Source organism: Gillisella taibaishanensis, from assembly GCF_001938985.1.
Classification (GTDB): domain Bacteria; phylum Pseudomonadota; class Alphaproteobacteria; order Rhizobiales; family Rhizobiaceae; genus Allorhizobium; species Allorhizobium taibaishanense.
Window position 1 is genome coordinate 280,186 of record NZ_MKIN01000027.1, and the last position, 21,138, is coordinate 301,323.

At 59.3% G+C, this 21,138-nt stretch carries 21 protein-coding genes; 10 read left to right on the top strand and 11 right to left on the bottom strand.

The features are described 5' to 3' along the window. Positions 1 to 82: 82 nt before the first annotated feature. Positions 83 to 694, top strand: a complete 612-nt coding sequence (locus BJF91_RS22820; protein ID WP_075617031.1) for a YfbR-like 5'-deoxynucleotidase — start codon at positions 83 to 85, stop codon at positions 692 to 694. Then, entirely contained in the window at positions 691 to 1,233 is a 543-nt protein-coding gene (locus tag BJF91_RS22825; protein ID WP_075616810.1) for a tyrosine phosphatase family protein, read from the top strand. Before BJF91_RS22820 ends, BJF91_RS22825 begins: the two co-directional genes overlap by 4 nt. Before the next feature lie 185 nt (positions 1,234 to 1,418). Here the strand turns inward: BJF91_RS22825 and BJF91_RS22830 are convergent, their stop codons facing one another. After that, complete coding sequence (locus BJF91_RS22830) at positions 1,419 to 2,066, bottom strand: EF-hand domain-containing protein (RefSeq protein ID WP_075616811.1); 648 nt, start codon at positions 2,064 to 2,066, stop codon at positions 1,419 to 1,421. Between the two features lie 393 nt (positions 2,067 to 2,459). Between BJF91_RS22830 and BJF91_RS22835 the strand changes: the two genes are divergently transcribed. After that, positions 2,460 to 3,104 carry an HD domain-containing protein gene (locus BJF91_RS22835; protein ID WP_075616812.1) on the top strand — a complete coding sequence of 215 codons (645 nt, stop codon included), beginning with the start codon at positions 2,460 to 2,462 and terminating at the stop codon, positions 3,102 to 3,104. Between the two features lie 5 nt (positions 3,105 to 3,109). Further along, entirely contained in the window at positions 3,110 to 3,967 is an 858-nt protein-coding gene (locus tag BJF91_RS22840; protein WP_075616813.1) for an MOSC domain-containing protein, read from the top strand. On the opposite strand, the gene BJF91_RS22845 is transcribed toward BJF91_RS22840, so the two are convergent. Then, the gene (locus tag BJF91_RS22845; protein ID WP_324615729.1) at positions 3,964 to 5,142 is read right to left on the bottom strand and encodes an MFS transporter; all 1,179 of its coding nucleotides are present in this window, start codon (positions 5,140 to 5,142) and stop codon (positions 3,964 to 3,966) included. The two genes, BJF91_RS22840 and BJF91_RS22845, sit on opposite strands and share 4 nt — an antisense overlap. Before the next feature lie 726 nt (positions 5,143 to 5,868). Here BJF91_RS22845 and BJF91_RS22850 point away from each other — a divergent pair. Further along, complete coding sequence (locus BJF91_RS22850) at positions 5,869 to 6,117, top strand: hypothetical protein (protein WP_075616815.1); 249 nt, start codon at positions 5,869 to 5,871, stop codon at positions 6,115 to 6,117. Here the strand turns inward: BJF91_RS22850 and recO are convergent. Further along, positions 6,051 to 6,842 (bottom strand): DNA repair protein RecO, encoded by a 792-nt coding sequence (gene recO, locus BJF91_RS22855; protein ID WP_075616816.1) that lies wholly within the window; start codon positions 6,840 to 6,842, stop codon positions 6,051 to 6,053. The two genes, BJF91_RS22850 and recO, sit on opposite strands and share 67 nt — an antisense overlap. Positions 6,843 to 7,148: 306 nt before the next feature. Here recO and BJF91_RS22860 point away from each other — a divergent pair, with 306 nt between their 5' ends. Further along, complete coding sequence (locus tag BJF91_RS22860) at positions 7,149 to 8,282, top strand: AbrB family transcriptional regulator (RefSeq protein ID WP_083943445.1); 1,134 nt, start codon at positions 7,149 to 7,151, stop codon at positions 8,280 to 8,282. A gap of 6 nt (positions 8,283 to 8,288) precedes the next feature. On the opposite strand, the gene era is transcribed toward BJF91_RS22860, so the two are convergent. The 6 genes from era to rpoZ all read right to left on the bottom strand — a co-directional run bounded on the left by era (position 8,289) and on the right by rpoZ (position 14,730). Continuing rightward, positions 8,289 to 9,269 (bottom strand): GTPase Era, encoded by a 981-nt coding sequence (gene era / locus BJF91_RS22865; protein WP_210288997.1) that lies wholly within the window; start codon positions 9,267 to 9,269, stop codon positions 8,289 to 8,291. Positions 9,270 to 9,279: 10 nt separating this feature from the next. Then, positions 9,280 to 9,999, bottom strand: coding sequence for a ribonuclease III (rnc, locus tag BJF91_RS22870; protein WP_075616817.1), 720 nt, complete (start codon positions 9,997 to 9,999; stop codon positions 9,280 to 9,282). Continuing rightward, complete coding sequence (gene lepB, locus BJF91_RS22875) at positions 9,996 to 10,739, bottom strand: signal peptidase I (RefSeq protein WP_075617034.1); 744 nt, start codon at positions 10,737 to 10,739, stop codon at positions 9,996 to 9,998. The genes rnc and lepB overlap by 4 nt, the downstream gene beginning before the upstream one ends. A gap of 725 nt (positions 10,740 to 11,464) precedes the next feature. Continuing rightward, entirely contained in the window at positions 11,465 to 11,617 is a 153-nt protein-coding gene (locus BJF91_RS22880) for a DUF3563 family protein (RefSeq protein ID WP_075616818.1), read from the bottom strand. A 253-nt stretch (positions 11,618 to 11,870) separates the two neighbouring features. Beyond that, a complete protein-coding gene (locus BJF91_RS22885) occupies positions 11,871 to 14,153 on the bottom strand; it encodes a RelA/SpoT family protein (RefSeq protein ID WP_075616819.1) in 2,283 nt (760 codons plus the stop codon). A 178-nt stretch (positions 14,154 to 14,331) separates the two neighbouring features. After that, positions 14,332 to 14,730, bottom strand: a complete 399-nt coding sequence (gene rpoZ, locus BJF91_RS22890) for a DNA-directed RNA polymerase subunit omega (protein WP_075616820.1) — start codon at positions 14,728 to 14,730, stop codon at positions 14,332 to 14,334. Between the two features lie 289 nt (positions 14,731 to 15,019). Between rpoZ and BJF91_RS22895 the strand changes: the two genes are divergently transcribed. The 4 genes from BJF91_RS22895 to BJF91_RS22910 all read left to right on the top strand — a co-directional run bounded on the left by BJF91_RS22895 (position 15,020) and on the right by BJF91_RS22910 (position 19,328). Next, positions 15,020 to 15,598 (top strand): LabA-like NYN domain-containing protein, encoded by a 579-nt coding sequence (locus tag BJF91_RS22895; protein WP_075616821.1) that lies wholly within the window; start codon positions 15,020 to 15,022, stop codon positions 15,596 to 15,598. Between the two features lie 547 nt (positions 15,599 to 16,145). Next, positions 16,146 to 17,651 carry a globin-coupled sensor protein gene (locus BJF91_RS22900; protein ID WP_075617035.1) on the top strand — a complete coding sequence of 502 codons (1,506 nt, stop codon included), beginning with the start codon at positions 16,146 to 16,148 and terminating at the stop codon, positions 17,649 to 17,651. A gap of 91 nt (positions 17,652 to 17,742) precedes the next feature. Continuing rightward, on the top strand, positions 17,743 to 18,813 hold the full coding sequence (locus BJF91_RS22905) for a bifunctional transcriptional activator/DNA repair enzyme AdaA (RefSeq protein WP_075616822.1): 1,071 nt from the start codon (positions 17,743 to 17,745) through the stop codon (positions 18,811 to 18,813). A 230-nt stretch (positions 18,814 to 19,043) separates the two neighbouring features. Then, positions 19,044 to 19,328, top strand: a complete 285-nt coding sequence (locus BJF91_RS22910; protein WP_075616823.1) for a hypothetical protein — start codon at positions 19,044 to 19,046, stop codon at positions 19,326 to 19,328. A gap of 116 nt (positions 19,329 to 19,444) precedes the next feature. Here the strand turns inward: BJF91_RS22910 and smpB are convergent, their stop codons facing one another. Together smpB and dapA are read right to left on the bottom strand one after the other, a co-directional pair. Further along, on the bottom strand, positions 19,445 to 19,921 hold the full coding sequence (gene smpB, locus BJF91_RS22915) for an SsrA-binding protein SmpB (RefSeq protein WP_075616824.1): 477 nt from the start codon (positions 19,919 to 19,921) through the stop codon (positions 19,445 to 19,447). Positions 19,922 to 20,056: 135 nt separating this feature from the next. Then, complete coding sequence (gene dapA / locus BJF91_RS22920; protein ID WP_075616825.1) at positions 20,057 to 20,941, bottom strand: 4-hydroxy-tetrahydrodipicolinate synthase; 885 nt, start codon at positions 20,939 to 20,941, stop codon at positions 20,057 to 20,059. Positions 20,942 to 21,138: the final 197 nt, after the last annotated feature.

The following is a 21,138-nucleotide window of genomic DNA, read 5'->3' on the forward strand; positions in this document are numbered from 1 at the left end:
CTCCCCTCCTTCTGCACCCCGCGTGGCCTCCTTGGACGTCACTCTGACTGAGCCGCCGGAGACGGCGCGAGCCTGGCAGCGGATGCTGTCCGGTCGCCGTCTCGATCTGCTCGATCCCTCGCCGCTTGATGTCGAACTGTCAGACATTGCCCACGGTCTGGCGCGGGTGGCGCGCTGGAACGGTCAGACGGTCGGCGATCACGCATTTTCCGTTGCCCAGCATTGCCTTGTCGTCGAGGAGATCTTTCGCCGCTGCAACAGCAAATATTCCGCCAATGACCTGCAGATGACCCTGCTGCATGATGCGCCGGAATATGTGATCGGCGACATGATCTCGCCGTTCAAGGCGGTGGTCGGCGGCGGCTATAAGCTGGTGGAGCACCGGTTGGAGGCGGCCATTCACCTGCGTTTCGGCCTTCCGGCCCATCCCACCGCAAATCTGAAAAGCCTGATCAAGAAGGCCGATTGCATTGCCGCTTATTTCGAGGCGACCGAGCTGGCCGGCTTTAGCCGGGGCGAGGCGGTCAAGATCTTCGGCCAGCCGCGCCATATCACCGCCGACATGCTGCCGCTCGGACCGATGCCGGCCACCGAGGCACAACGCCGGTTTTCCGAACGTTTCGAGGCAATCGAGCAATTGCGCGCGCAAGAGCCGGCGACAAAGAAGACGGCTGGAAAGGCCTCCACACCATGACGTGTTTCGTTGTCAGCCCTCTATCGCGCCTCGCAGAAATGGCCGTGCGTCACAAGGCGCGCGAGATGATCAGCCTTCTCGCCAAGGGTCAGGATTTTCACCGCCCGGCGGTTATCAACGCGGAACGGCATCTGACGCTGTCGATGAACGATATCAGCTTTGCCGGCACCGGCGATCTTATCGCCCCGCAGGAGGCGCATGTGCGAGAGATCATCGAATTCGCCAAGGCCTGGGACAGCTCGGCACCGCTTTTGATTCATTGCTGGATGGGCGTCTCGCGCTCGCCGGCGGCAGCGATGATCGCCAGCCTAGCGCTCCATCCAGATCAGGACGACGAGGCGCTAGCCCAGGGCCTGCGGCTGGCCTCGCCCTATGCGACGCCAAATAGCCGGATGATCGACATCGCCGACGGTCTGCTGATGCGCGGCGGCCGATTTGCAGCAGCAGTGAAACGGCTGGGACGCGGCAAGGATGCAGACGGAAACGCGCCCTTCGTGCTGCCGCTTCGCGCAGCGGACTCAGTGGCCGGAGCGGCCTGATAGGCAGGGCGATTCTTTAGGAAGGAATTGGCGCGGCATAGGCATCATGTCTCCATGCCGGCGGTCTTCGAAATGCGCCCCTGCGGGCGGCGTGCAGCCTCATGGCTGCCAGGTCTTACAGCGACAGGATCAACCCATCAACGAACCGGCGCGTGCCGGACCGGTCTTACTGTAGAGTCAGCCGTTCAGGCAGACGCTGTCTGGGCATTCGTGTCGGTCGTGCTGGTATCGTCAGCGGTACCGCCAGCGGAACGATAGGCTTCGATCACAGACCGCATCTGATTGAAGACATCGTCCATGGTGAAGCTGTCGTCGCTGCTGGTGCTATCGCTGTCGCTGCCGAGAAGGCTGCTGAGGCTCGGCATGCCACTCGAACCACCCATGCCGTCCATCATCTGCGAACGAGCTTTGTCATGGTCCGACTTCAGCTGATCTTCGGTGAGGTAGCCGGCCTTGTCGCTGTCGAGCTTTTCGAACAGCTTGGTGGCATCGTCTTCCGACATTTCCTTCGGACGATTGGCAACAAATTCGCTTTGGGTGACCTTGCCATCACTATCGCTATCCATGGCAGCGAAATGGCTCTTTTCGCGGCTGTCTTCGGTGGAAGACGCATCGCCGCGAGACAGCACAAGCGCCATCAGGTCGCTTGAAAGTTGCGAGGAAACGCCGGTGGCAGCGCTGTCGCTGAGAACGGTCGGGTCCTGGGTTCTGGTAGAGGCGGCCGCCTGTTCTTCTGCAGACACGACTCCGTCGCCATTGGTGTCGAGGCTGGATGTCGTGCCGACATTATAGGACGACACGGCAGAAAGAGACGTTGAAGAAACGCTCGTCATGATAAAATCCCTGTCTAGGTTTCATTTATTTTTTGGCGTCGCACATACGCGAGACAGGAAGACGCTTTGCGAGGGCTATCGTGATTTGGGGTGATCCGTCAAAAGTCAATTGTTATAGGTGATAATTTATAGCCAGTCCCGCAGACTGGCTCCTCGAAAATTAACCCACTGAAATATAAGATCTTCTGAACCCCCCGCAGCTGGATTTACCCCTGCCGTCAGCCTCAGTCACGCAAATGTGCGGATCAAACGAGCAGCGATGGCGCCGGAAAGCATCGCTCCGGCTCATCCAATCAGGATTTCGCTGCATTCCCGGCCGTTTTGCAGGATGATGGCGGGATCAACTGATTCCCTCCGCCCGGCAATCCCGCAGACACCAAAAGAGACAAGCCAATGATCGCTGCAGCCTTCACGCCCTATGACGATTTGGCCGAATGGCTTCTGCCGCATGCCACTGAGGGTGATGACGGTTCCCATGATGTCGCTCACATCCTTCGGGTGTTTAAGAACGCCATGCGCATCCATGCCGTCGAAGGCGGCGATGGACCGGTGCTTGCCGCTGCCGTGCTGCTGCACGATTGCGTTTCCGTTGAGAAGAACTCGCCTCACAGAACCCAGGCCTCAAGGCTGGCCGCCGAAAAAGCGGAGAGTATTTTGGCCGAGCGTGAGGAATGGTCGAAGCCTCGGATCGAAGCCGTCGCCCATGCCATTCTCACCCATAGCTTTTCGGCCAATATCGCGCCCGAAAGCCTGGAGGCGAAGATCCTGCAGGATGCGGACAGGCTGGATGCGATCGGTGCCGTTGGTGCGGCCCGCTGTTTCTACATTGCCGGTCGGCTTGGCTCGGCGCTCTACGATCCAGCGGACCCTGAAGCCAAGGATCGCCCCCTGGACGACAAGCGCTTTGCCATCGACCACTTCCAAACAAAACTGTTCAAGCTGGCCGATGGCTTCCAGACCGAAACCGGCCAAGCCTTGGCCCGGGCGCGCCATGTTCGCCTGCAAACCTTGCTTTCTAACTTTCTCGATGAGATCTGACGCCGATGTTTGTTTCTTCCCTTCACATCTATCCGCTGAAAAGCGCTCGTGGCATCGCGCTTGACGAGGCCGATCTTCACGCAGCGGGGCTTGTCGGCGACCGGCAATTGATGCTGGTGGCACCGGATGGTCAATTCGTTACCCAGCGCGAACTGCCGGAACTGGCGCGGCTGCAGGTGCAGCAAGACGGCGACGGGTTTCGCCTCTGGCTCGACGAAAACAGCCGCGTCAGCGTGGCGGCAGACGATTTTTCGCAGCGAAAGCCAGTTTCCGTATGGCGCTCGGTTGTCGATGCCGCTGTTGCAGCAGATGCGGCCAATGCCACGCTGTCGGACTGGTTCGGGCGGCCGTTGCAACTGGTGCTGTTTGATGCGCAGGCGCGGCGAATGTCCAATCCCGACTGGGCAGGCCCGGATGCGCCGGTGCGGTTTGCCGACGGCTATCCGGTGCTGATCACCACCACGGCTTCGCTCGAGGCGCTTAATGCCGATATGGAAGCACGCGGCGAAGGTACGGTGCCCATGGACCGGTTTCGGGCAAATATCGTCATCGACGGTGCCTTGCCCTGGCAGGAGGATCGCTGGGCGGCGATCAGGATCGGCGGCCTGCGCTTCGATCTCGTCAAGCCGTGCAGCCGCTGCATCATGACCAGCCAGGACCAGGCGAGCGGCGCGCGCAGCGTTCCCTCGCCCCTTCCCGCCATGGGCCGGCTGCGAATGTCCGGCGACCGGCGCGTGCCTGGCCCGCTGTTTGGCTGGAACGCCGTGCCGCGTGACGAAGGTCGGCTCAAGCTCGGCAATACGGTAGAGGTGCTGGAAGAGCGGCCCGAAGGCATAGCGCTGAAGATGCGGCGCGAACGTTAAGCAACCGACGCAACGCCGGCCACCACCGCCGGCCTGCGACGATTGAGGATCACCAGCAGAATGCTGGCAAGGCCGCAGCAGGCGATGGCCAAGCCAAGGATGGCGCTGCTGCCGATGCGGTTTAGCAGGCCCGCAAGCAGCGGCGGCGCGGCGGCAGAGATTACGTTGAGCGGCAGGGCAATGCGGGTGGTTGCCTTGGCAAAGGCGGCCTTTTCGTAAAACACCAGCGGCAAAGTGGCGCGAGCGACGGCGAGCGCACCGCTGCCAAGCCCATAGATGGCGATGAAGCCGATGACCGCGATGTGGGCGCCATTGCCGAACAACAATAACAGCATGGCGAGAAGGACGGCGATCCCGGCGAATAAACCCGTCGTCAAGCCGTCCCAACGGCCGCCTCCGAGAAAGTCGACGGCGCGCGCCCCAACCTGAATGACGCCGAGCATTGACCCGAGCGTGACGGCCTCGGCAAAACTCAGGCCCTGCACCTGCAAAAGCTGGATCAGCACGGCGGAAAAACCGAAGGTGACGAAGGCATTAAGCGCAATCGCCGCGACGATCAGCAAAAATATGATGCCCTGCTCGCGAGCCACGGGTGCTTCTGCGGTACTGGGCGCCAGCGGCGGCGGTCGCCGATGCCGCGGTAAAACCAGTGCATAGAGCGGCAGGCAGACCAGAGCGATCAGGCCAGCATAGACAAGGCAGGTGCCGCGCCAGCCCAGCACCTGCGCCAGAAGCGCGGCAAGTGGCCAAAACAGGCTGCTCGACAAGCCGGTGGCCAGCATCAGCGCGCCGATCGCGCTGCGCGCCTTCGGTCCGGCGATCTCGTTGAGCACGATATAGGCAGGCGTTGTCAGCGTTGCCGCACCGGCTAAGCCGAGCAGGCCCCAGGAGAGAATATAGAGTTCAGGGCCTCGGGCGGCGGCCAACAGGCAAAAAGCGAGGACGAACAAGAGCACGCCTGCCATCATCGTCAGCCGTGTCCCATGGCGGATGAAGACCTTCGCCAGAAATGGTGAAGCAAGGCCCATGGTCACGTAGAAAATGGAATTTCCGGCAAAGACACCAGCGATGTCCATGCCAAGATCGGCGGCAACGCTTCGACCGACCACGGCCAAAAGCCCGACCGTACCCCAACTGATGATTTGCGTGACGGCAAGTACGGCCAAAACGGGCAATAATTTTCTCTGATCTGCCGAAAGCCGCATCGCTGGTCTCATGATCCCAGTGCCTATTCCAGGACGTGAAAACTGATTCTCGAGTGAGACAGTCAGGATAGCACGGGACTTCTACCGTATTTGTGACACGATCAGCTGTCGCGAAAGCGGGCCATTTAAGGCGAGCAAGTCAGCGATTTGTCCCATTTTTGTCAGGGCTGTGACAGCAAGCGCCATAAATCCCCCTCCAATTGCACGGGCGCCAAAAGCCCTAACCCGCGAGAACCCGGTATTATACCGCAATGCGAATGCTGTTTTGCAAAATGAGGCATTCCGGATTCATTTTGCCACGAAAGCTTCATATTCTACCGTTCACAAAAATATATTTTGTTTTTGATCATAACGCCATTGACGGAATGCGGGATTGATCTTACCTTCGTGACAGTCGATGAGGCTACTGCTCGCTCAACTTTAGCGGGTTTGGCAGCCAACGATCCGAGAAATCGGTCGTTACCGTCGGTAAGTGTTCGAGAATGAACCGGGTCCATGACCGGTCAGATGCAAGGAGGTACAGCAGATGCGCATACTATCGCACGACGCAACGCGCTCCTCGCACCTATGCCCGCTTGGCGTGAGAGACGTTATGACGATGTCTGTCACCTGCTGTCGAATGTGAAGCGCTCTTAAAGCAAGACCACCACAATTGATCGACGTTTGGCCTGCGTAAAAGTAGGCGGGGATACACCTATGGAAAAGCAAGTTATCGAATATGCCGGCGTGCCGGTTGGAATCAGCGTCCCCGAAGGCAATCGGGTGAAGTTCATCGCCGTCAAATTTCCGGTGATCGAGCTGGATGGCGGCATCTATGGCAGTGTCGCCGAGTTGCAGCGCGCCATTCGGACGCACATGAAAAACTCCGGCGAAGGCCTTTACGGCAGCTTCGCAGGCGCGCGCTCGGCTTCGGCTGCTGCAGCCAAGGCCTTCAACGCGGCCTGACGAAACCCTTCGCGCGCGGCTCCGGGATCGAGGCCGCGCGGCTCGTAGACATGTCTCTGCAGAAAATAGCCGGTCAGGCGAAAAGCCTGTTGCAGCGCAGTTTCCTCGGTCGCCGGGGCGGCAGGGGCAACGCTTGTCTCAGCAGGTTCGGGCCGCAGAAAGTCAGGCAGCGCCAGAAGCCGATCGGCATAGGGAAGCCCGGCTGCGTGCGACACCGCCCGACCAGTCTTCGGAGAAACGAAGACCAGATCCCGTCGCAAGCCGGTTGCGGCGCAGGCGGTGAGATCGAGGCCAAAGCCGAGATCGTTCAGGATCTCCAGTTCGAATCGAATGAACAATTCACCGGCGGCAGACGGCTCGTGCAGGTGATCGAGAATGATATCCATTGCCTCGTAGAGATGCACATGCGGTTCGCGCTCCGGCAACAGCCGCAGCAGGGCCGCGAGTGCCTGCACGCCATAGACTGCGGTGGCCGAATCCATCAGATGTCCGGCGCGCAACCGCACAGGCTCGATGCGAAAATCGCCCAGATGCTCTTCCAGCCGCGCCCGCCAGGTGACGTCGACGACATTGCCGGGCTGCAGCACCGGCTGCATGCTGCGCGAGCGGCCGGACCGCACCAGGCCTAGGTGCCGGCCACGGGCATAGGTCATCAACTCGGCAACGACGCTCGTCTCGCCGTGCCGCCGCACCCCCAGAACAATGGCCCGATCGCTCCATTCCATGCGTTGCTTTTATACGAGCCTGACCGCTTCGCCCATGAAAAAGTCTGTTGGCTGAAGGCCGCGTCTGCGCGCATCGCATAACGGCCATGCGGGAACCCGATTTGGGGCATTTTGCATGGCAATCATGGCGAGATAACTTTATACACGGCGATAGCAGTTTTTGCCGTACCATCTTGAGTATGCAAGACGTCGGGTTGGCCGTCTCGTGGGGACGCCGGTATGGCTCTCGATGGTTTCATCTCCAGTCGATCCCAAACAATCCTCCGCCCTGCCCGCCACACGACCATCCCTTCGAAATGGCATGACATGACAGAAAAGACAGTGAACAGCACCGAGGCCACAACGCACAGACCAGTTGGCGACGGCCTGTTGACCGCCCTTCCCGTCTCGGCCAAATGGCTGCTGCTGCTGCTTGCTTCTGGCGCTGTCGCCGGGGCGCTTGAATATGTCCGTTTTCCTGCGGCGTTACTGCTCGGGCCAATGGTGGCGGCCATTGTCTTTGCCACCAATGGCGCGCGCCTGGCGCTGCCACGACCACCCTATATCGCGGCGCAAGCGTTGGTCGGCTGCATGATTGCGGAATCATTGAGTGGGGATATCCTGCGGCGGTTCTTTCAAGATTGGCCGCTGTTTATCGGCGCGACACTGTCTGTCATCGCGCTCAGCTCCGTTCTTGGCTATGTCATGGCCAAGCGACAGGTCCTGCCGGGCACCACCGCCGTTTGGGGCAGTTCCGCGGGGGCCGCCTCTGCCATGGTGCTGATGGCGGAAGCTTACGGCGCCGATACGCGCCTGGTCGCCTTCATGCAATATTCGCGGGTGTTATGCGTTGCCTCGGCTGCGGCAGGCATGGCGGCTTTCGTCTTCAACATCGCCGGTGCGGTGCCGCCGCCACTGGTGTTCTTTCCGCCGCTCGACGTCATGGCACTTGCCGAAACGCTGGCGATCACCGCCGTGTCATCAGCTGCCGGTCACTATTTGAAAGTACCTGCCGGCACCATGCTGGTGCCAATGCTTGTCATGGCGGTGCTGCATTCCCTGGGGTGGGTGACGATCGAGCTGCCGCTGTGGCTGCTGGCGGCGGCCTATACTATGGTGGGCTGGCGCATTGGCCTTGCCTTTACCCGCCGGCTCCTGCTGCACGCAGCGAAAGCCCTGCCGCAGGTGGCGTTGTCGATCCTGATCCTGATCAGCTTCGGCGGCTGTCTCGCCTTTTTGCTCTGGTATCTGCTCGGCGTCGATCCGCTGACCGCCTATCTCGCGACCAGTCCCGGTGGACTGGATTCGGTGGCGATCATTGCCGCCACCACCCATGTCGATCTGCCTTTCGTGCTGGCGCTGCAGACCGCTCGCTTTCTGCTGATCCTGGCGCTCGGGCCATCGATATCGAAGCTGATCGCCAACCGGATCAAGCTCAGCCAGACAGGCACGACGGCATAGGCAGGTTTAATCCCTCGGGAATTCCAGACCCATTTCGCGGAAGCGTTCCGGGTCGTTGCCCCAGTTTTCACGCACCTTGACGAACAGGAAGAGATGCACGGGCTGCTCGAGGATCTCGGACATTTCCTTGCGCGAGCTGGTCGAGATCGACTTGATCGCGTCGCCATTCTTGCCGAGCACGATCTTCTTCTGGCTGTCGCGCTCGACATAGATCACCTGCTCGATGCGAACAGAGCCATCCTTGCGCTCTTCCCATTTTTCGGTTTCGACATGAGACGAATAGGGCAATTCCTGATGCAGGCGAAGGAAGAGCTTCTCGCGAGTGATTTCGGCGGCGAGCTGGCGCATCGGCAGGTCGGAAATCTGGTCCTCGGGATAGTACCAGGGGCCTTCGGGCAGGAAATCGGCGAGATAATCCATCACGTCTTTGCAGCCAGAGCCGTTGGTGGCCGAAATCATGAAGGTGCGCTCGAACTTCACGACCTCGTTGGCGGCGGAGGCAAGCTTCAACAGGTCTTCATGGCGGACCTGGTCGATCTTGTTCAGCACCAGGATTTTCGGCTGATGCACATCCTTCAGCGCTTCAAGGATCGCCTCGCCATCGCCGCGCAAACCGCGCTCGCTGTCGATCAGCAGCAGAATGACATCAGCATCCTTGGCACCGCCCCAGGCTGACGTGACCATGGCGCGGTCCAGCTTGCGACGCGGCTTGAAAATGCCGGGTGTGTCCATGAAGACGATCTGGGCATTGTTGTGAATGGCAATGCCGCGCATCACCGCCCGGGTCGTCTGCACTTTGTGGCTGACGATCGAGACCTTGGCGCCGACGAAGCGATTGACCAGCGTCGACTTGCCGGCGTTGGTCGGGCCGATCAAGGCAACAAAGCCGGAATGGGTCGGTTGCGCCACGGTGTCGGCCACGGCGGCTTCATCCACGGCAGATGGGGCCGCGCTATCATCGGCGGAGTGGTTGTCATTCTCGGTCATTGTCATCCAATCAATCTGCGGCGGCGGAGCGGGTCCACACGCCTTCACGTTCCAAGAGCCGGGTCGCGGCGGCCTGTTCGGCAGCGCGCTTCGACCGGTCCACCCCGGTTTCGGGGGCAAGCTTGCCGATTTCCACAGTTACCGTAAAGCTCGGATCATGATCCGGTCCGGTGCGGTCTGCAACACGGTAAACGGGCGTCGTTGCATATTTTGCATGCGCCCATTCCTGCAATTCAGTCTTTGCGTCGCGCCTGCCAGCGTCCTGGCGAATGGCGCGGTCGGCCCAGAATTTCAACACGAAGGCGCGCGCCGCTTCGAGACCGGCATCAAGGTAGATGGCGGCGATCAGGCTTTCCACCACGTCCGCACGCACGTTCAGCATGTTCTTGTCAGTCAGTTTCTTGACGTCGGCGCCAGTGCGGATGAAGCGGTGCAGCTGGATTTCATCGGCCACCGCCGCGCATGTCTCGGCGCTGACCAATTGGTTCAGCCGCACAGAGAGCTCGCCTTCGGCGGCGGACCGGAAGGTCGTAAACAGATGTTCGGCAACGCAGAGGCCGAGCACACGATCGCCCAGAAACTCCAGGCGCTCGTAATCGCTGCCCTTGGCCGGCTTGGCGCTGGAATGGGTCAAGGCCCGATCCAGCCGCTCTTTGGTGATAAAGTGGTAGCCGATCACGGCTTCCACCTTTTCGCGCTCTTCGGCACTCAGGGCTTTTGGAGCCTTCATTTCACGACCTTGAACAAACGATCCCAGCGCATGTTCGACGGCCACTTCCAGATTTCGCGGAAGGAGGTGTTGTTGCCGAGCGAGAAGAAGATCACCGAGGCGCGGCCGACAAGGTTTTCAGCAGGCACCATGCCAACATCGAAACGGCTGTCAGCAGAATTGTCGCGGTTGTCGCCCATCATGAAGTAATGACCAGCCGGCACGACAAAATCGCGTGTATTATCGCCAGGACCGTTCGGGATTTCGTCAAGCGTGTCATAGGTCGCGCCACTGTCGAGCGTTTCGCGGAATACAGGCACGTCGCGGCCGGCGTCCAGCTTGTAGTCGGACGTGAAGGTTCCATCCGCCACCTTCGGCACCGGCTTACCATTCACGTAAAGCACACCGTCAGTGACCTGGATATGATCGCCCGGCAGGCCGATCAGACGCTTGATGTAGTCGATGTCAGGGTTTGGCGGAAAGCGGAACACGACGACATCGCCGCGCTTCGGCTCGCTTGCAAAGATACGGCCAGAAAACAGGTCCGGAGACAAAGGCAGCGAATATTTCGAATAGCCGTAGGAGAACTTGTTGACGAAAATGTAATCGCCCACCAGCAGCGTCGGCATCATAGAGCCAGATGGAATGGTGAAAGGCTGGAACAGCACGGTGCGGATTACCATCGCCAGCACCAGCGCCTGGATAATGACCTTGATATTCTCCCAAAGGGCATTCTGCTTGTTTTCGACTTTATCCGTCACGCGGGTCTCTTTCATAAATCGTCAGTCTGCAGTTTCTCTAGTCTTTTCGGACCGAACCGGCAACGGCAAAACCACCGCAAAACGGCGCTATCACGCGCTTGCGTCAGGATCGCGGCACTAGGGCACGGCAGGCGAAGTCGCACATTCGCCGGACCTGGACAGAGATTTGAAAGAGAGTCCTGCCGTCTGGGGCAGTTCTTAAGTCACGGGGAGAAAGCAGGAGCGCTACAGCAACGGTTCATCCGAACCAGCAATCCGCAGAATGCGGTGACCGTTCCGGGCAATGCCGCTGGATTGGCGATGCCAATCATAGACGCGCCGAAAGCAACATTGCGTCGTGTCAGACGCGGTTAGTTACATTGGCAACATCAGGCTCGAGTGATCGGGCACCATCTCTACCGCGCTCTACCGCGCACGCCAACGCATTGTGCGCCCCGGCGTGAATGTTGCTAGCCATTTGGCTATCTGAAACGTTGAGATAATCTGGACCATTCATGGTCTTGGGAAGCAGAGCCAATAACGACCGCATATTTTTCGATCAGACATCTGCCACACGGCGTGGCTGGACGCGCCACGCCTTCATTCCCAGGTAGTTCCGTCTTCAAGCCCCGGACAACGCCGCGACCATCTCGTCTTGCTACGCCCATCGTGCAGGCGTCACTCTCTCTACCGCCTCACCGGGCTGCAAGTTTTCACAGGGCAGCCATGCATCAGGCGTATAGATATTAACGAATGCGACGGAACAGGCCACCGTCAATTTCGCGCTGGCGATATTCCAGATCCAGGCGATCGTGAGCAGCATTGAGGTAGGCCATTTCCCGTTCCTGGGAAGTAGGAACGCGGAGGGCGCGGGCAAACTTGCGAATAGGACCAAACATTGTCGTATCTTTCCGTCTTGAGTTCGTGTCGTCTTTGTTTCGACAAGACGGAATATACGTGTGCACCGCACAAAGAACCAGAGACAAGACGCCAAGCCAGCCATGCGCTGTATGCATGCCATCGTTAAAATCGACGGGAAATTCGTAACATCTGCCCGAAATTTGATCAGGAACAAGGCGTAAGTCTTAAAACCTGGGCAGCGAGGCGCCGAACCGGCGGCTCGCCGGCCGCCGGCAGGATCTTATGCTGATATCAGTCGTAGATCCGTTTCGCCGTGGCCACGCAGTCGAGTTCCTTCAACTGCGACAGCAGCTGGTTGAGCTGGCGCAGGTCCCAGACATCGAGATCAAAGGCCATTTCGGTAAAGTCGGCTGCAACCCGGACCATGCTAAGCACGCGAATATTGATGTCGAGGCCGGCGATCAGTTGCGCCACCTTGGCCAGCGTGCCCGGCTCGTTGATGGCGTTGATCAGGATGCGGGCGTGGAAGCGCGACTTGTTGGCTTCGTCCAGATCCCAGCGCACGTCGATCCAGCGCTCAGGCTCATCGTCATATTTCTGCAGGGCAGAGGCCTGGATCGGGTAGATGATGATGCCCTTGCCATCTTCCATGATGCCGACGATGCGGTCACCCGGCACAGCGCCTGCAGCGGCAAAATGCACTTCGAGATTGCCCGCAAGACCGCGGATCGGCAAAGGATCCTGCTCGTCCTCTGGGCTAGTCGCAGCCGGAAGCCCGCCTGCGGCGAGGCTGGCATCGGGTTTCTTGCCTTCGCCCTTCTTACCGTCCCCCTTGCCGACCTGGGGAAGCTTGAACATCATGCCGCTTGCCGAGCGCATGTTGAACCAGCCTTCATCCATGGCCGGCTTCACGGTGACACGTTCGTCCTGATAATCGGGGAAGACGGCGCGCAGCACGTCGAGCGAAGAGACTTCGCCGCGCCCGACGGCAGCAATCGCGTCTTCGACATCCTTGTGGCCGAGCCGATGCAGCACGGGCTTCAGGACTTCGCGCGAAAATGTCTTGCCGGCCCGCTCGAAGGTGCGTTCCAGAATGCGGAAGCCCAGGCCGGAATATTGCTTTCGGATCGCCATGCGGGTAGCACGGCGGATAGCAGCGCGGGCCTTGCCGGTGACGACGATTTCTTCCCAGGCCGCCGGCGGAACCTGCACGCCGGAGCGGATGATCTCGACTTCGTCGCCATTGTTGAGCCGTGTCACCAGCGGCATGATACGGCCGTTGATTTTGGCGCCGACGGTGGTGTCGCCAATGTTCGTGTGAACGGCATAGGCAAAATCAATCGGCGTGGCGCCACGCGGCAGCGCGATCAGCTTGCCCTTCGGCGTGAAACAGAAGACCTGGTCCTGGAACAGTTCGAGCTTGGTATGCTCCAGGAACTCTTCCGGATTATTGGCCTCGGCCAGCGCCTCGATCGTGTGACGCAGCCAGGAATAGGCATTGCTTTCGCGCGAGAGCAGATCGCCCTCGCCGCCGCCTTCGCCATCTTTGTAGAGCGCATGGGCCGCGATCCCGTATTCCGCGATCTCATGCATGCGCCGGGTGCGGATCTGCAGCTCGATACGCTGGCGCGACGGGCCGACAATGGTGGTGTGCAGCGAGCGATAGTCGTTCTGCTTGGGCGTCGAGATATAATCCTTGAACCGGCCGGGCACGACACGCCAGCGGGTGTGGACAATGCCAAGCGCCCGATAACAGGAGGCAACACCGTCGACCAGAATGCGGAAGCCATAGACATCCGACAGCTGCTCGAAGGACAGCGACTTCGACTGCATCTTGCGAAATACGGAATACGGCTTCTTCTGGCGGCCCTTGACCGAGGCCTGCAGCAGGCCATTGGCGACCAGGAGATCGCTGAGCTCATCCTCGATCTTCTTGATCAGACCTTCGTTGCGCCGCGACAGTTCCTCGAGTCGCTTGGTAACGGTCTCATAGGCTTCCGGATTGATATAGCGGAAGGAGAGATCCTCCAGCTCGTCGCGCATGTCCTGCATGCCCATGCGGCCGGCGAGCGGCGCATAGATTTCCATGGTTTCCTCGGAAATCCGGGCGCGCTTGTCGGGACGCATGTGTTCGAGCGTGCGCATATTGTGCAGGCGGTCGGCGAGCTTGACGAGCAACACCCGCACGTCGTCGGAAATCGCCAGCAGCAGCTTGCGCAGGTTTTCCGCCTGCTTGGCCTTTTTCGACACGAGGTCGAGCTTCTTCAGCTTGGTCAGGCCTTCGACCAGCCGGCCGATATCCTCGCCGAACAGTTCGTCGATCTCGGCCCTGGTTGCCGTGGTGTCTTCTATCGTGTCGTGCAGCAGCGCGACAGCAATGGTTGACTCGTCCAGATGCATTTCCGTGAGGATGGCGGCCACTTCCAGCGGATGGGAAATATAGGGATCGCCGCTTGCCCGTTTCTGCTGACCATGCTTTTGCATTGCATAGACATAGGCCTTGTTGAGCAATGCTTCGTTGGCATCGGGCTTGTACTTCTGTACCCGCTCCACGAGCTCATATTGCCGCATCATGCCAAGGCTACTCCATCTCAAGAAAACTGGGCTCAAGAAAACAGGGCGAAAGAATACCGGGGAAAAGACAAGCCGACCGTCAAAAAAACTGCCAAAAGAAAAAGCGCGCCAATCTTGCGATTGACGCACAATGATTTCTGGTGATCGTAGCGCCTAAACGTGTCGGTGCAAGAGCGTCTTAGTAGTCGTCGCTCTTTTCCGGCGGAACCAGGCCTTCGATGCCGGCCAGCAGCTCTTCTTCCGACATCTGGTCGAAGGCGATTGTTTCCGGCATATCTTCTTCGTCTTCGCTGCGGCTGGTCAGCTGACCTTCTGCAACGGCGGCGGCATCCTGCTCCGGCTCGTCGACTTCGACATGCTTCTGCAGCGAGTGGATCAGGTCTTCCTTGAGGTCGTCGGGCGAGAGGGTCTCGTCGGCGATCTCGCGCAGAGCAACGACAGGGTTCTTGTCGTTGTCGCGATCAATGGTGATCGGCGCGCCCTGGGAAATCTGCCGGGCGCGGTGACTTGCCAGGAGTACCAGTTCAAAACGGTTGTCGACCTTGTCGATGCAATCTTCCACGGTGACGCGTGCCATGGTCTGTCCTTCTTTTTAATATTTATTCCTGAGGGATTGACAGATCGGATACAGGTATTATCGCCGGAGTTCAAGTTTTTCCTGAGGCCCGTTTCTGACGGATTCAACCGGGGAATTGTAAAAAAAAATCGGAAGCAATGAAGATTCAATCAACAGGCGGTTGGAATATGGCCTATCGCTGGATAGATAATTCATATATGATTAAATGATAATACATTGAGTCGGGCCCGGCCCGCGCCTGGGCCATAGAAGGTGCAGCGCTGATGTATAGAACAAGGGATGTTGAAGGATGTTTGATCCAAGAGAGAAAATAGCGCTGTTTATCGACGGTGCCAATTTATATGCCGCGTCCAAGAGCCTCGGCTTTGATATTGATTATCGCAAGCTGCTGAAAGCTTTCCAGAAGCGGGGTTACCTGCTGCGAGCTTATTATTATACGGCTCTGATCGAAGATCAGGAATATTCCTCGATCCGTCCGCTGATCGATTGGCTCGATTACAACGGCTACAAGGTTATCACCAAGCCGGCCAAGGAATTCACCGACTCCATGGGCCGCCGCAAGGTCAAGGGTAATATGGACATCGAACTGGCCATCGACGCGATGGAACAGTCCGAGACCGTCGATCACCTGGTAATCTTCTCAGGCGATGGCGATTTCACCACGCTGGTCGAAGCGTTGCAGCGCAAGGGCCGCAAGGTATCCGTGGTATCGACCATGTCGACCCAGCCGCCCATGATCGCCGACGATCTGCGCCGCCAGGCCGATCATTTCATCGATCTCGTCTCGCTGAAGGCCGAAATCGGTCGCGACCCGAGCGAGCGTCCGGTTCGCACGACTGAACCGATGCTTGCTGAGCCGCATGTCTGATCAAGAGGCCGGTTCGATCCAGCCGTTAGTTTGACCGGTCCGCCAGGGCCGATCGCATGGGAGCCGCGCCTGCAGCCAAGGGCGCGACCCCCGTTCTGATGTTTTCTCCAGGCAATTGTGCTTGACACTCATCGCGCCCGCCCTTTGGCATGCCTAGTGTCCGTTACCGCCCGCCGTGACGGGAAACAGCCATTTCTTTGATAATTGTGACGCATATCACAATAAAATCATCTTGCGCCGTTTTGGGTGCAATCCCATCGTAGCCCCCTGTATCTATTGCCTTATCGCGGTTCTCACCCCTGTTGGTTTTCAAGGGTTAGGCTTTGAATTGTTCTGCGCCCCGCCCATCACGCATGCGCCGCGTTATTCTCTTATTAAAGATCAAGCTATTAACCTTTGGGCAGGAGACGGATCCGGTCGCTCGCGCAACCGTAAAATAGGTTAGAGCGCGGGTATGGGTGGCATCAGGAAAGCCGCCGGTGATGTCACGACCATGGTTCAAAAACGATTTTCAGCGCGGTGATTTATGACGACGGTATCCAAAGATATGTTCTCCGGAAATAACAGTGATCTTCGCGAAAGAATGGCTTTCCTGCATCTGACGGCTGAGGATCTCAGGACCGTCGCCGCCTTGCAGCCAATCGTCGCCCAGTCTATCGGCCCGACCCTCGACGCATTTTATAATACTGCCAAGCAGCATCCCGACGCGGCGAAGTTCTTCTCCAGCGACAGTCACATCGCCCATGCCAAGCAGAAGCAGATCCAACATTGGAGCCATCTTCTCTCCGGCCATCTCGACGGCGTCTATGTCGCTTCGGCCACAACGATCGGCCATACCCATGCGCGTCTCGGGCTCGACCCGCGGTGGTATATCGAAGGTTATGGGCTTATCCTGTCCGGTCTCGTTTCCGCAGTTTTGGAAAACGAACTACGCGGCCTGTTTACCGGTCGACTTAAGGGCGTCATCCCGAAAGTCTCGGCGCTGATCCGCGCCACGCTGCTGGATATGGATTTCGCGATTTCCACCTATGGCGAGGCGCTACGCGAGGAACGCGCCAAGGCGGCAGCCGAGCGCGCTCGCGTCGAGGACCAGCAGAAGCAGGCACTGGCCGCACTCGACACGGCGCTGGCAGCACTGAGCAACGGCGACCTGACGGCAACGATCAACACGCCGCTCGCCGAGCAATACGAGGCATTGCGTGCCAATTTTAACGCTGCCCTTGCCGCCCTCTCCGACGCCTTTGCCGATATCAATCATGAGGCCAGCCAGATCAATGCCAATACCCGCGAACTGACGCGGGCGACCGACGACATGGCCAAGCGCACCGAGCAACAGGCTGCAGCGCTTGAACAGACAGCCGCCGCCCTTGAGGAAATCAGCGTCATCGCCAAGCAATCGGCTGCCCGCAGCCGTGAGGCCCAGACCGTCACCAGCCATGCCGCCGAAGCCGCTGGCAAGTCGGGTGAAATCGTCGGCAATGCCATCACCGCCATGGGCGCGATCGAGGAAAGCTCGCAGAAGATCTCCTCGATCATCAGCGTGATCGACGAAATTTCCTTCCAGACCAACCTTTTGGCACTGAACGCCGGTGTCGAAGCGGCGCGTGCTGGCGAAGCCGGCAAGGGATTTGCCGTTGTCGCCCAGGAAGTGCGCGAACTGGCCCAACGCTCGGCCAATGCCGCCAAGGAAATCAAAGGGCTGATCGACCGCTCATCGCGTGACGTCGCTAACGGCGTTGCCCTCGTCAACGAGACCGGCGAAGTGCTGCGCACGATTAGCACTCAGGTGCGGGAAGTCGACGGCCACATCGCCGCCATAGCCCAGGCTGCCCAGGAACAGGCGTCCGGCATGGGCGAGATCAACGCGGCGATTTCCAGCATGGATAAACTCACCCAGCAGAATGCTTCGATGGTCGAGGAAACCAATGCCTCGACGCATACGTTGCAGGGTGTATCAAGCTATCTGTCGACGTTGCTTGCCCGGTTCCAGACCGGCACCAGCAAGGCGCACGCACCGCGCGCAGCCACCTATCACCAGAGCTACGCCGCCTGATTACCGGAACTTCGGCAGAATTTTTTGATACGGGCATATCCATGCCCGTTTTTCGGCGGCGGCAGCCCGCCGATTGCGGTAAAATTTGGTCATGTTGTTCACACGCCCCACCGATGACCGCCTCTACACCGCCCTTGTCAACAGGGATGCGTCCTATGACGGCTTTTCCTATGTCTGCGTCACCTCGACCCGGATTTTCTGCCGGTTTACCTGCACGGCGCGCAAGCCCAAGCCTGAAAACTGCCGCTTCGAAGACACGATTGCCGCCTGCCTTGAAGGCGGCTTCCGGCCCTGCAAGCGCTGCCGACCGCTGGTTGCCTATGGCAATGCCGATCCGCTGGTGCAGGATCTGACGCAACGGCTGGAGGCAGAGCCAGCACGGTGCTGGCGCGAGACCGATATCGTCGCGCTGGGGCATGATCCCTCCACGGTGCGGCGCGCCTTCAAGCGGCGATTCGGCATGAGTTTCATCGAGATGGCACGGCTACGCCGGCTCAGTCTCGGAACCGAAAGCCTTGTTGCTGGCGACGCCGTGATTGATGCGCAGCTCGATGCCGGTTATTCCTCCGGCAGCGGCTTTCGCGCCGCCGTCACGCAATTGCTGGGTCAGGCGCCGGCTCGGCTGAAGGGCCAGCTCCAAAATCGGGATCTCCTCAAGGCGGATTGGATCGAAACACCGATCGGGCCGATGTTGACGATCGTCGACGACCACGCGCTGCATCTCTTGGAATTTGCCGATCGCCCTGCCCTGCCCAAGGAGTTGGACCGGCTGAAGACCCGGCAGGGCTGTGGCATTGCGGTGGGGCGAACGGCCATCACCGAGCAAATTGCCGCCGAGCTTGCACAGTATTTCAACGGCGTCCCAGACAGTTTTAGCGTCAGGATCGCGGGCCACGGAACGCCTTTCGAACGGCAGGTCTGGCAGGCCTTGCGTGCCATTCCGGAGGGAGAGACGCAGAGCTACGCCCAGGTCGCAGCAGGCCTTGACCGAGCAAGTGCCGTCAGGGCTGTGGCTCGCGCCAATGGTGCCAACCAAATCGCCATCGTCATCCCCTGCCATCGTGTCATCGGCGCCGACGGCAACCTCACCGGTTATGGCGGCGGACTCTGGCGCAAACAGTGGTTGCTGAACCACGAGCGACGCATGGCCAGCAACGCATAAATTTTTATGATCATTGGTATCAGAAACATTCGCTGGACGAATTGACGCAGCTCCGGCATTTATCGCCACGTTCACTGGCAGCGCGGAAATCTCTGGAAACAGCATGAACGGCATTAGGCCGACATGCTGCCGGTCTGCCGCCCTTTTCACCCTCAACCCCAATCGCCAGCCTGCGCGTTTCCTTTGAAACGCAGGCTCCTGTTCTCGTGCTCGCTCGAAAGGAAAAGCTCATGCGCACGACAGATCCGACGAATAACAGTGTTGTCACGGTGCCCACGCGCGGCTTTGCCCGCCGTTTCGCTCCGGCTTATCGCTGGATCATGTCGGTTCTGACCGGCGTGATCCTGCAGCGGGCCAAGCGAACACCCAGCAATGATCTGAGCAACCTCAACGCCCATCAATTGCGCGATCTGGGGCTTGATCACCGCGATCCTATGTTCCGCGAGGAACAGGAGCGGCAACGCCAAGCCCGGCTTGCTGCCTATGCGTTTCTGACAGGCATGAGCGGCCGGTAAAAGGCTGCTTGCCGTAGAACACAGCACCACGCTCGGATGTCGCCCTCATGGGCGGCATCCGTCGGATTCATATGGTTTTCTTGCAGAGTTAAAATCGATGAGCGGAGGCTTGTGCCTCAGCCGGTCTTCAGCAGCCGGCTCTTCTGGCGATTCCAGTCGCGTTCCTTCTCGGTCTCGCGCTTGTCGTGCAGCTTTTTGCCCTTGGCGAGAGCCAGTTCCAGCTTGGCACGGCCCTTTTCGTTGAAGTAGATCTTCAACGGCACCAGCGTCATACCCTCACGATTGATGGAGACACGCAGGCGGTTGATCTCACGCTTGCTCAACAGCAGCTTGCGGCGGCGGCGCGGTTCGTGATTGAAACGGTTGGCCTGTAGATATTCCGGCAGATGCGAGTTGATCAGCCAGATCTCGTTGCCCTCGTCCGATGCATAGGATTCGGCAATATTGGCCTTGCCTTCGCGCAGAGACTTAACCTCGGTTCCGGTCAGAACCAGGCCCGCTTCATAAGTGTCGATGATCTCGTAGTTAAAGCGCGCCTTGCGATTTTCCGCGACGATCTTGTTGATGGTGCGCTGGCTGCCTCTGGGTGCCATGAACTCTGTCCAATCCGACTATTTTCTTGCTTTTCGTTGAATGCCGGCGGGTCAATGCTCCGGTCTGCCAACTCTAATGTAATATAGCCGCGTCCCGATTGGAAGAAGCCGGGGCATATCCGCCCCGGCAACAGCTCAATTCATCAATCCCGCATGCTGAAGCGCGGCATCGATGGCCGCCTCGGTCGAGGCTTCCAGCGTCGACAGCAGCGGCAGGCGGACGGTGCGGCCCATGCGGCCGAGCCTGGACAGCGCATATTTGGCGCCGCAAAGTCCCGGCTCCAGGAAGATCGCCTTGTGCAGCGGCATCAACCGGTCCTGATAGGCCAGCGCCTTGGCAAAGTCCCCGGCCAGCGTCGCCGCCTGGAATTCGGCACACAGCCGTGGTGCCACATTGGCGGTCACGGAAATACAGCCGACGCCGCCATGGGCGTTGAAACCGAGCGCGGTGGCATCCTCACCTGACAGCTGGATGAAATCAGAGCCGCAGGTGATGCGCTGTTCCGACACCCGCTCCAGCTTGCCGGTCGCATCCTTGACGCCGACAATGGTCTTATGAGCGGCCGCAAGCTTGCCCATTGTCTCCGGGCTCATGTCGATCACCGAGCGCGGCGGAATATTGTAGATGATGATCGGCAGCGACACGGCTTCGGCGATTGCCGAGAAATGGGCGATCAGCCCCTTCTGGGTCGGCTTGTTATAATAAGGTGTCACGACAAGCACGGCATCGGCACCAGCCTTTTCGGCATGCTGGGCCAGATCGATGGCTTCGAGCGTGTTGTTGGAGCCGGCGCCGGCGATAACAGGCACGCGCTTGGCTGCCACCTCGATGCAGAGCTCCACCACCCGTTTGTGCTCGGCATGGGTCAGCGTGGGCGATTCGCCCGTGGTGCCAACAGGCACCAGGCCGGTGGACCCTTCGGCGATCTGCCATTCGACGTGGTCGGCAAAAGCTTTCTCGTCAATAGCACCGGTTTCGGTAAAGGGGGTGACGAGGGCGGGCATGGAACCCTGAAACATGCATAGACTCCCAACGGCCACCACATCGCTGCCCAGCCGTAATTTCGCAATCAAACGCGGGCACATTACTGCCTGGCCCGCAGCCGTACAAGCGCGGTTCCCGTGGTTTTATGACAGATTTTCAATGGGAATTTTCGTCGCATTGACGGCTTTTCATTAAGCATTCATTAATCCGGGTCAGAGTTAATGGGAGCTAT

Excerpts from the sequence above, each read along its gene's own strand:
- BJF91_RS22835 (WP_075616812.1), top strand. The coding sequence starts at position 2,460 with ATGATCGCTGCAGCCTTCACGCCCTATGACGATTTGGCCGAATGGCTT.
- BJF91_RS22880 (WP_075616818.1), bottom strand. The coding sequence starts at position 11,617 with ATGTTTGGTCCTATTCGCAAGTTTGCCCGCGCCCTCCGCGTTCCTACT.
- BJF91_RS22850 (WP_075616815.1), top strand. The coding sequence starts at position 5,869 with ATGGAAAAGCAAGTTATCGAATATGCCGGCGTGCCGGTTGGAATCAGC.
- BJF91_RS22825 (WP_075616810.1), top strand. The coding sequence starts at position 691 with ATGACGTGTTTCGTTGTCAGCCCTCTATCGCGCCTCGCAGAAATGGCC.
- smpB (WP_075616824.1), bottom strand. The coding sequence starts at position 19,921 with ATGGCACCCAGAGGCAGCCAGCGCACCATCAACAAGATCGTCGCGGAA.
- dapA (WP_075616825.1), bottom strand. The coding sequence starts at position 20,941 with ATGTTTCAGGGTTCCATGCCCGCCCTCGTCACCCCCTTTACCGAAACC.
- BJF91_RS22895 (WP_075616821.1), top strand. The coding sequence starts at position 15,020 with ATGTTTGATCCAAGAGAGAAAATAGCGCTGTTTATCGACGGTGCCAAT.
- BJF91_RS22830 (WP_075616811.1), bottom strand. The coding sequence starts at position 2,066 with ATGACGAGCGTTTCTTCAACGTCTCTTTCTGCCGTGTCGTCCTATAAT.
- BJF91_RS22910 (WP_075616823.1), top strand. The coding sequence starts at position 19,044 with ATGCGCACGACAGATCCGACGAATAACAGTGTTGTCACGGTGCCCACG.
- era (WP_210288997.1), bottom strand. The coding sequence starts at position 9,269 with ATGACCGAGAATGACAACCACTCCGCCGATGATAGCGCGGCCCCATCT.
- rpoZ (WP_075616820.1), bottom strand. The coding sequence starts at position 14,730 with ATGGCACGCGTCACCGTGGAAGATTGCATCGACAAGGTCGACAACCGT.
- rnc (WP_075616817.1), bottom strand. The coding sequence starts at position 9,999 with ATGAAGGCTCCAAAAGCCCTGAGTGCCGAAGAGCGCGAAAAGGTGGAA.
- BJF91_RS22840 (WP_075616813.1), top strand. The coding sequence starts at position 3,110 with ATGTTTGTTTCTTCCCTTCACATCTATCCGCTGAAAAGCGCTCGTGGC.
- BJF91_RS22905 (WP_075616822.1), top strand. The coding sequence starts at position 17,743 with ATGTTGTTCACACGCCCCACCGATGACCGCCTCTACACCGCCCTTGTC.
- BJF91_RS22900 (WP_075617035.1), top strand. The coding sequence starts at position 16,146 with ATGTTCTCCGGAAATAACAGTGATCTTCGCGAAAGAATGGCTTTCCTG.
- BJF91_RS22820 (WP_075617031.1), top strand. The coding sequence starts at position 83 with ATGCTGTCCGGTCGCCGTCTCGATCTGCTCGATCCCTCGCCGCTTGAT.
- BJF91_RS22885 (WP_075616819.1), bottom strand. The coding sequence starts at position 14,153 with ATGATGCGGCAATATGAGCTCGTGGAGCGGGTACAGAAGTACAAGCCC.
- recO (WP_075616816.1), bottom strand. The coding sequence starts at position 6,842 with ATGGAATGGAGCGATCGGGCCATTGTTCTGGGGGTGCGGCGGCACGGC.
- BJF91_RS22860 (WP_083943445.1), top strand. The coding sequence starts at position 7,149 with ATGACAGAAAAGACAGTGAACAGCACCGAGGCCACAACGCACAGACCA.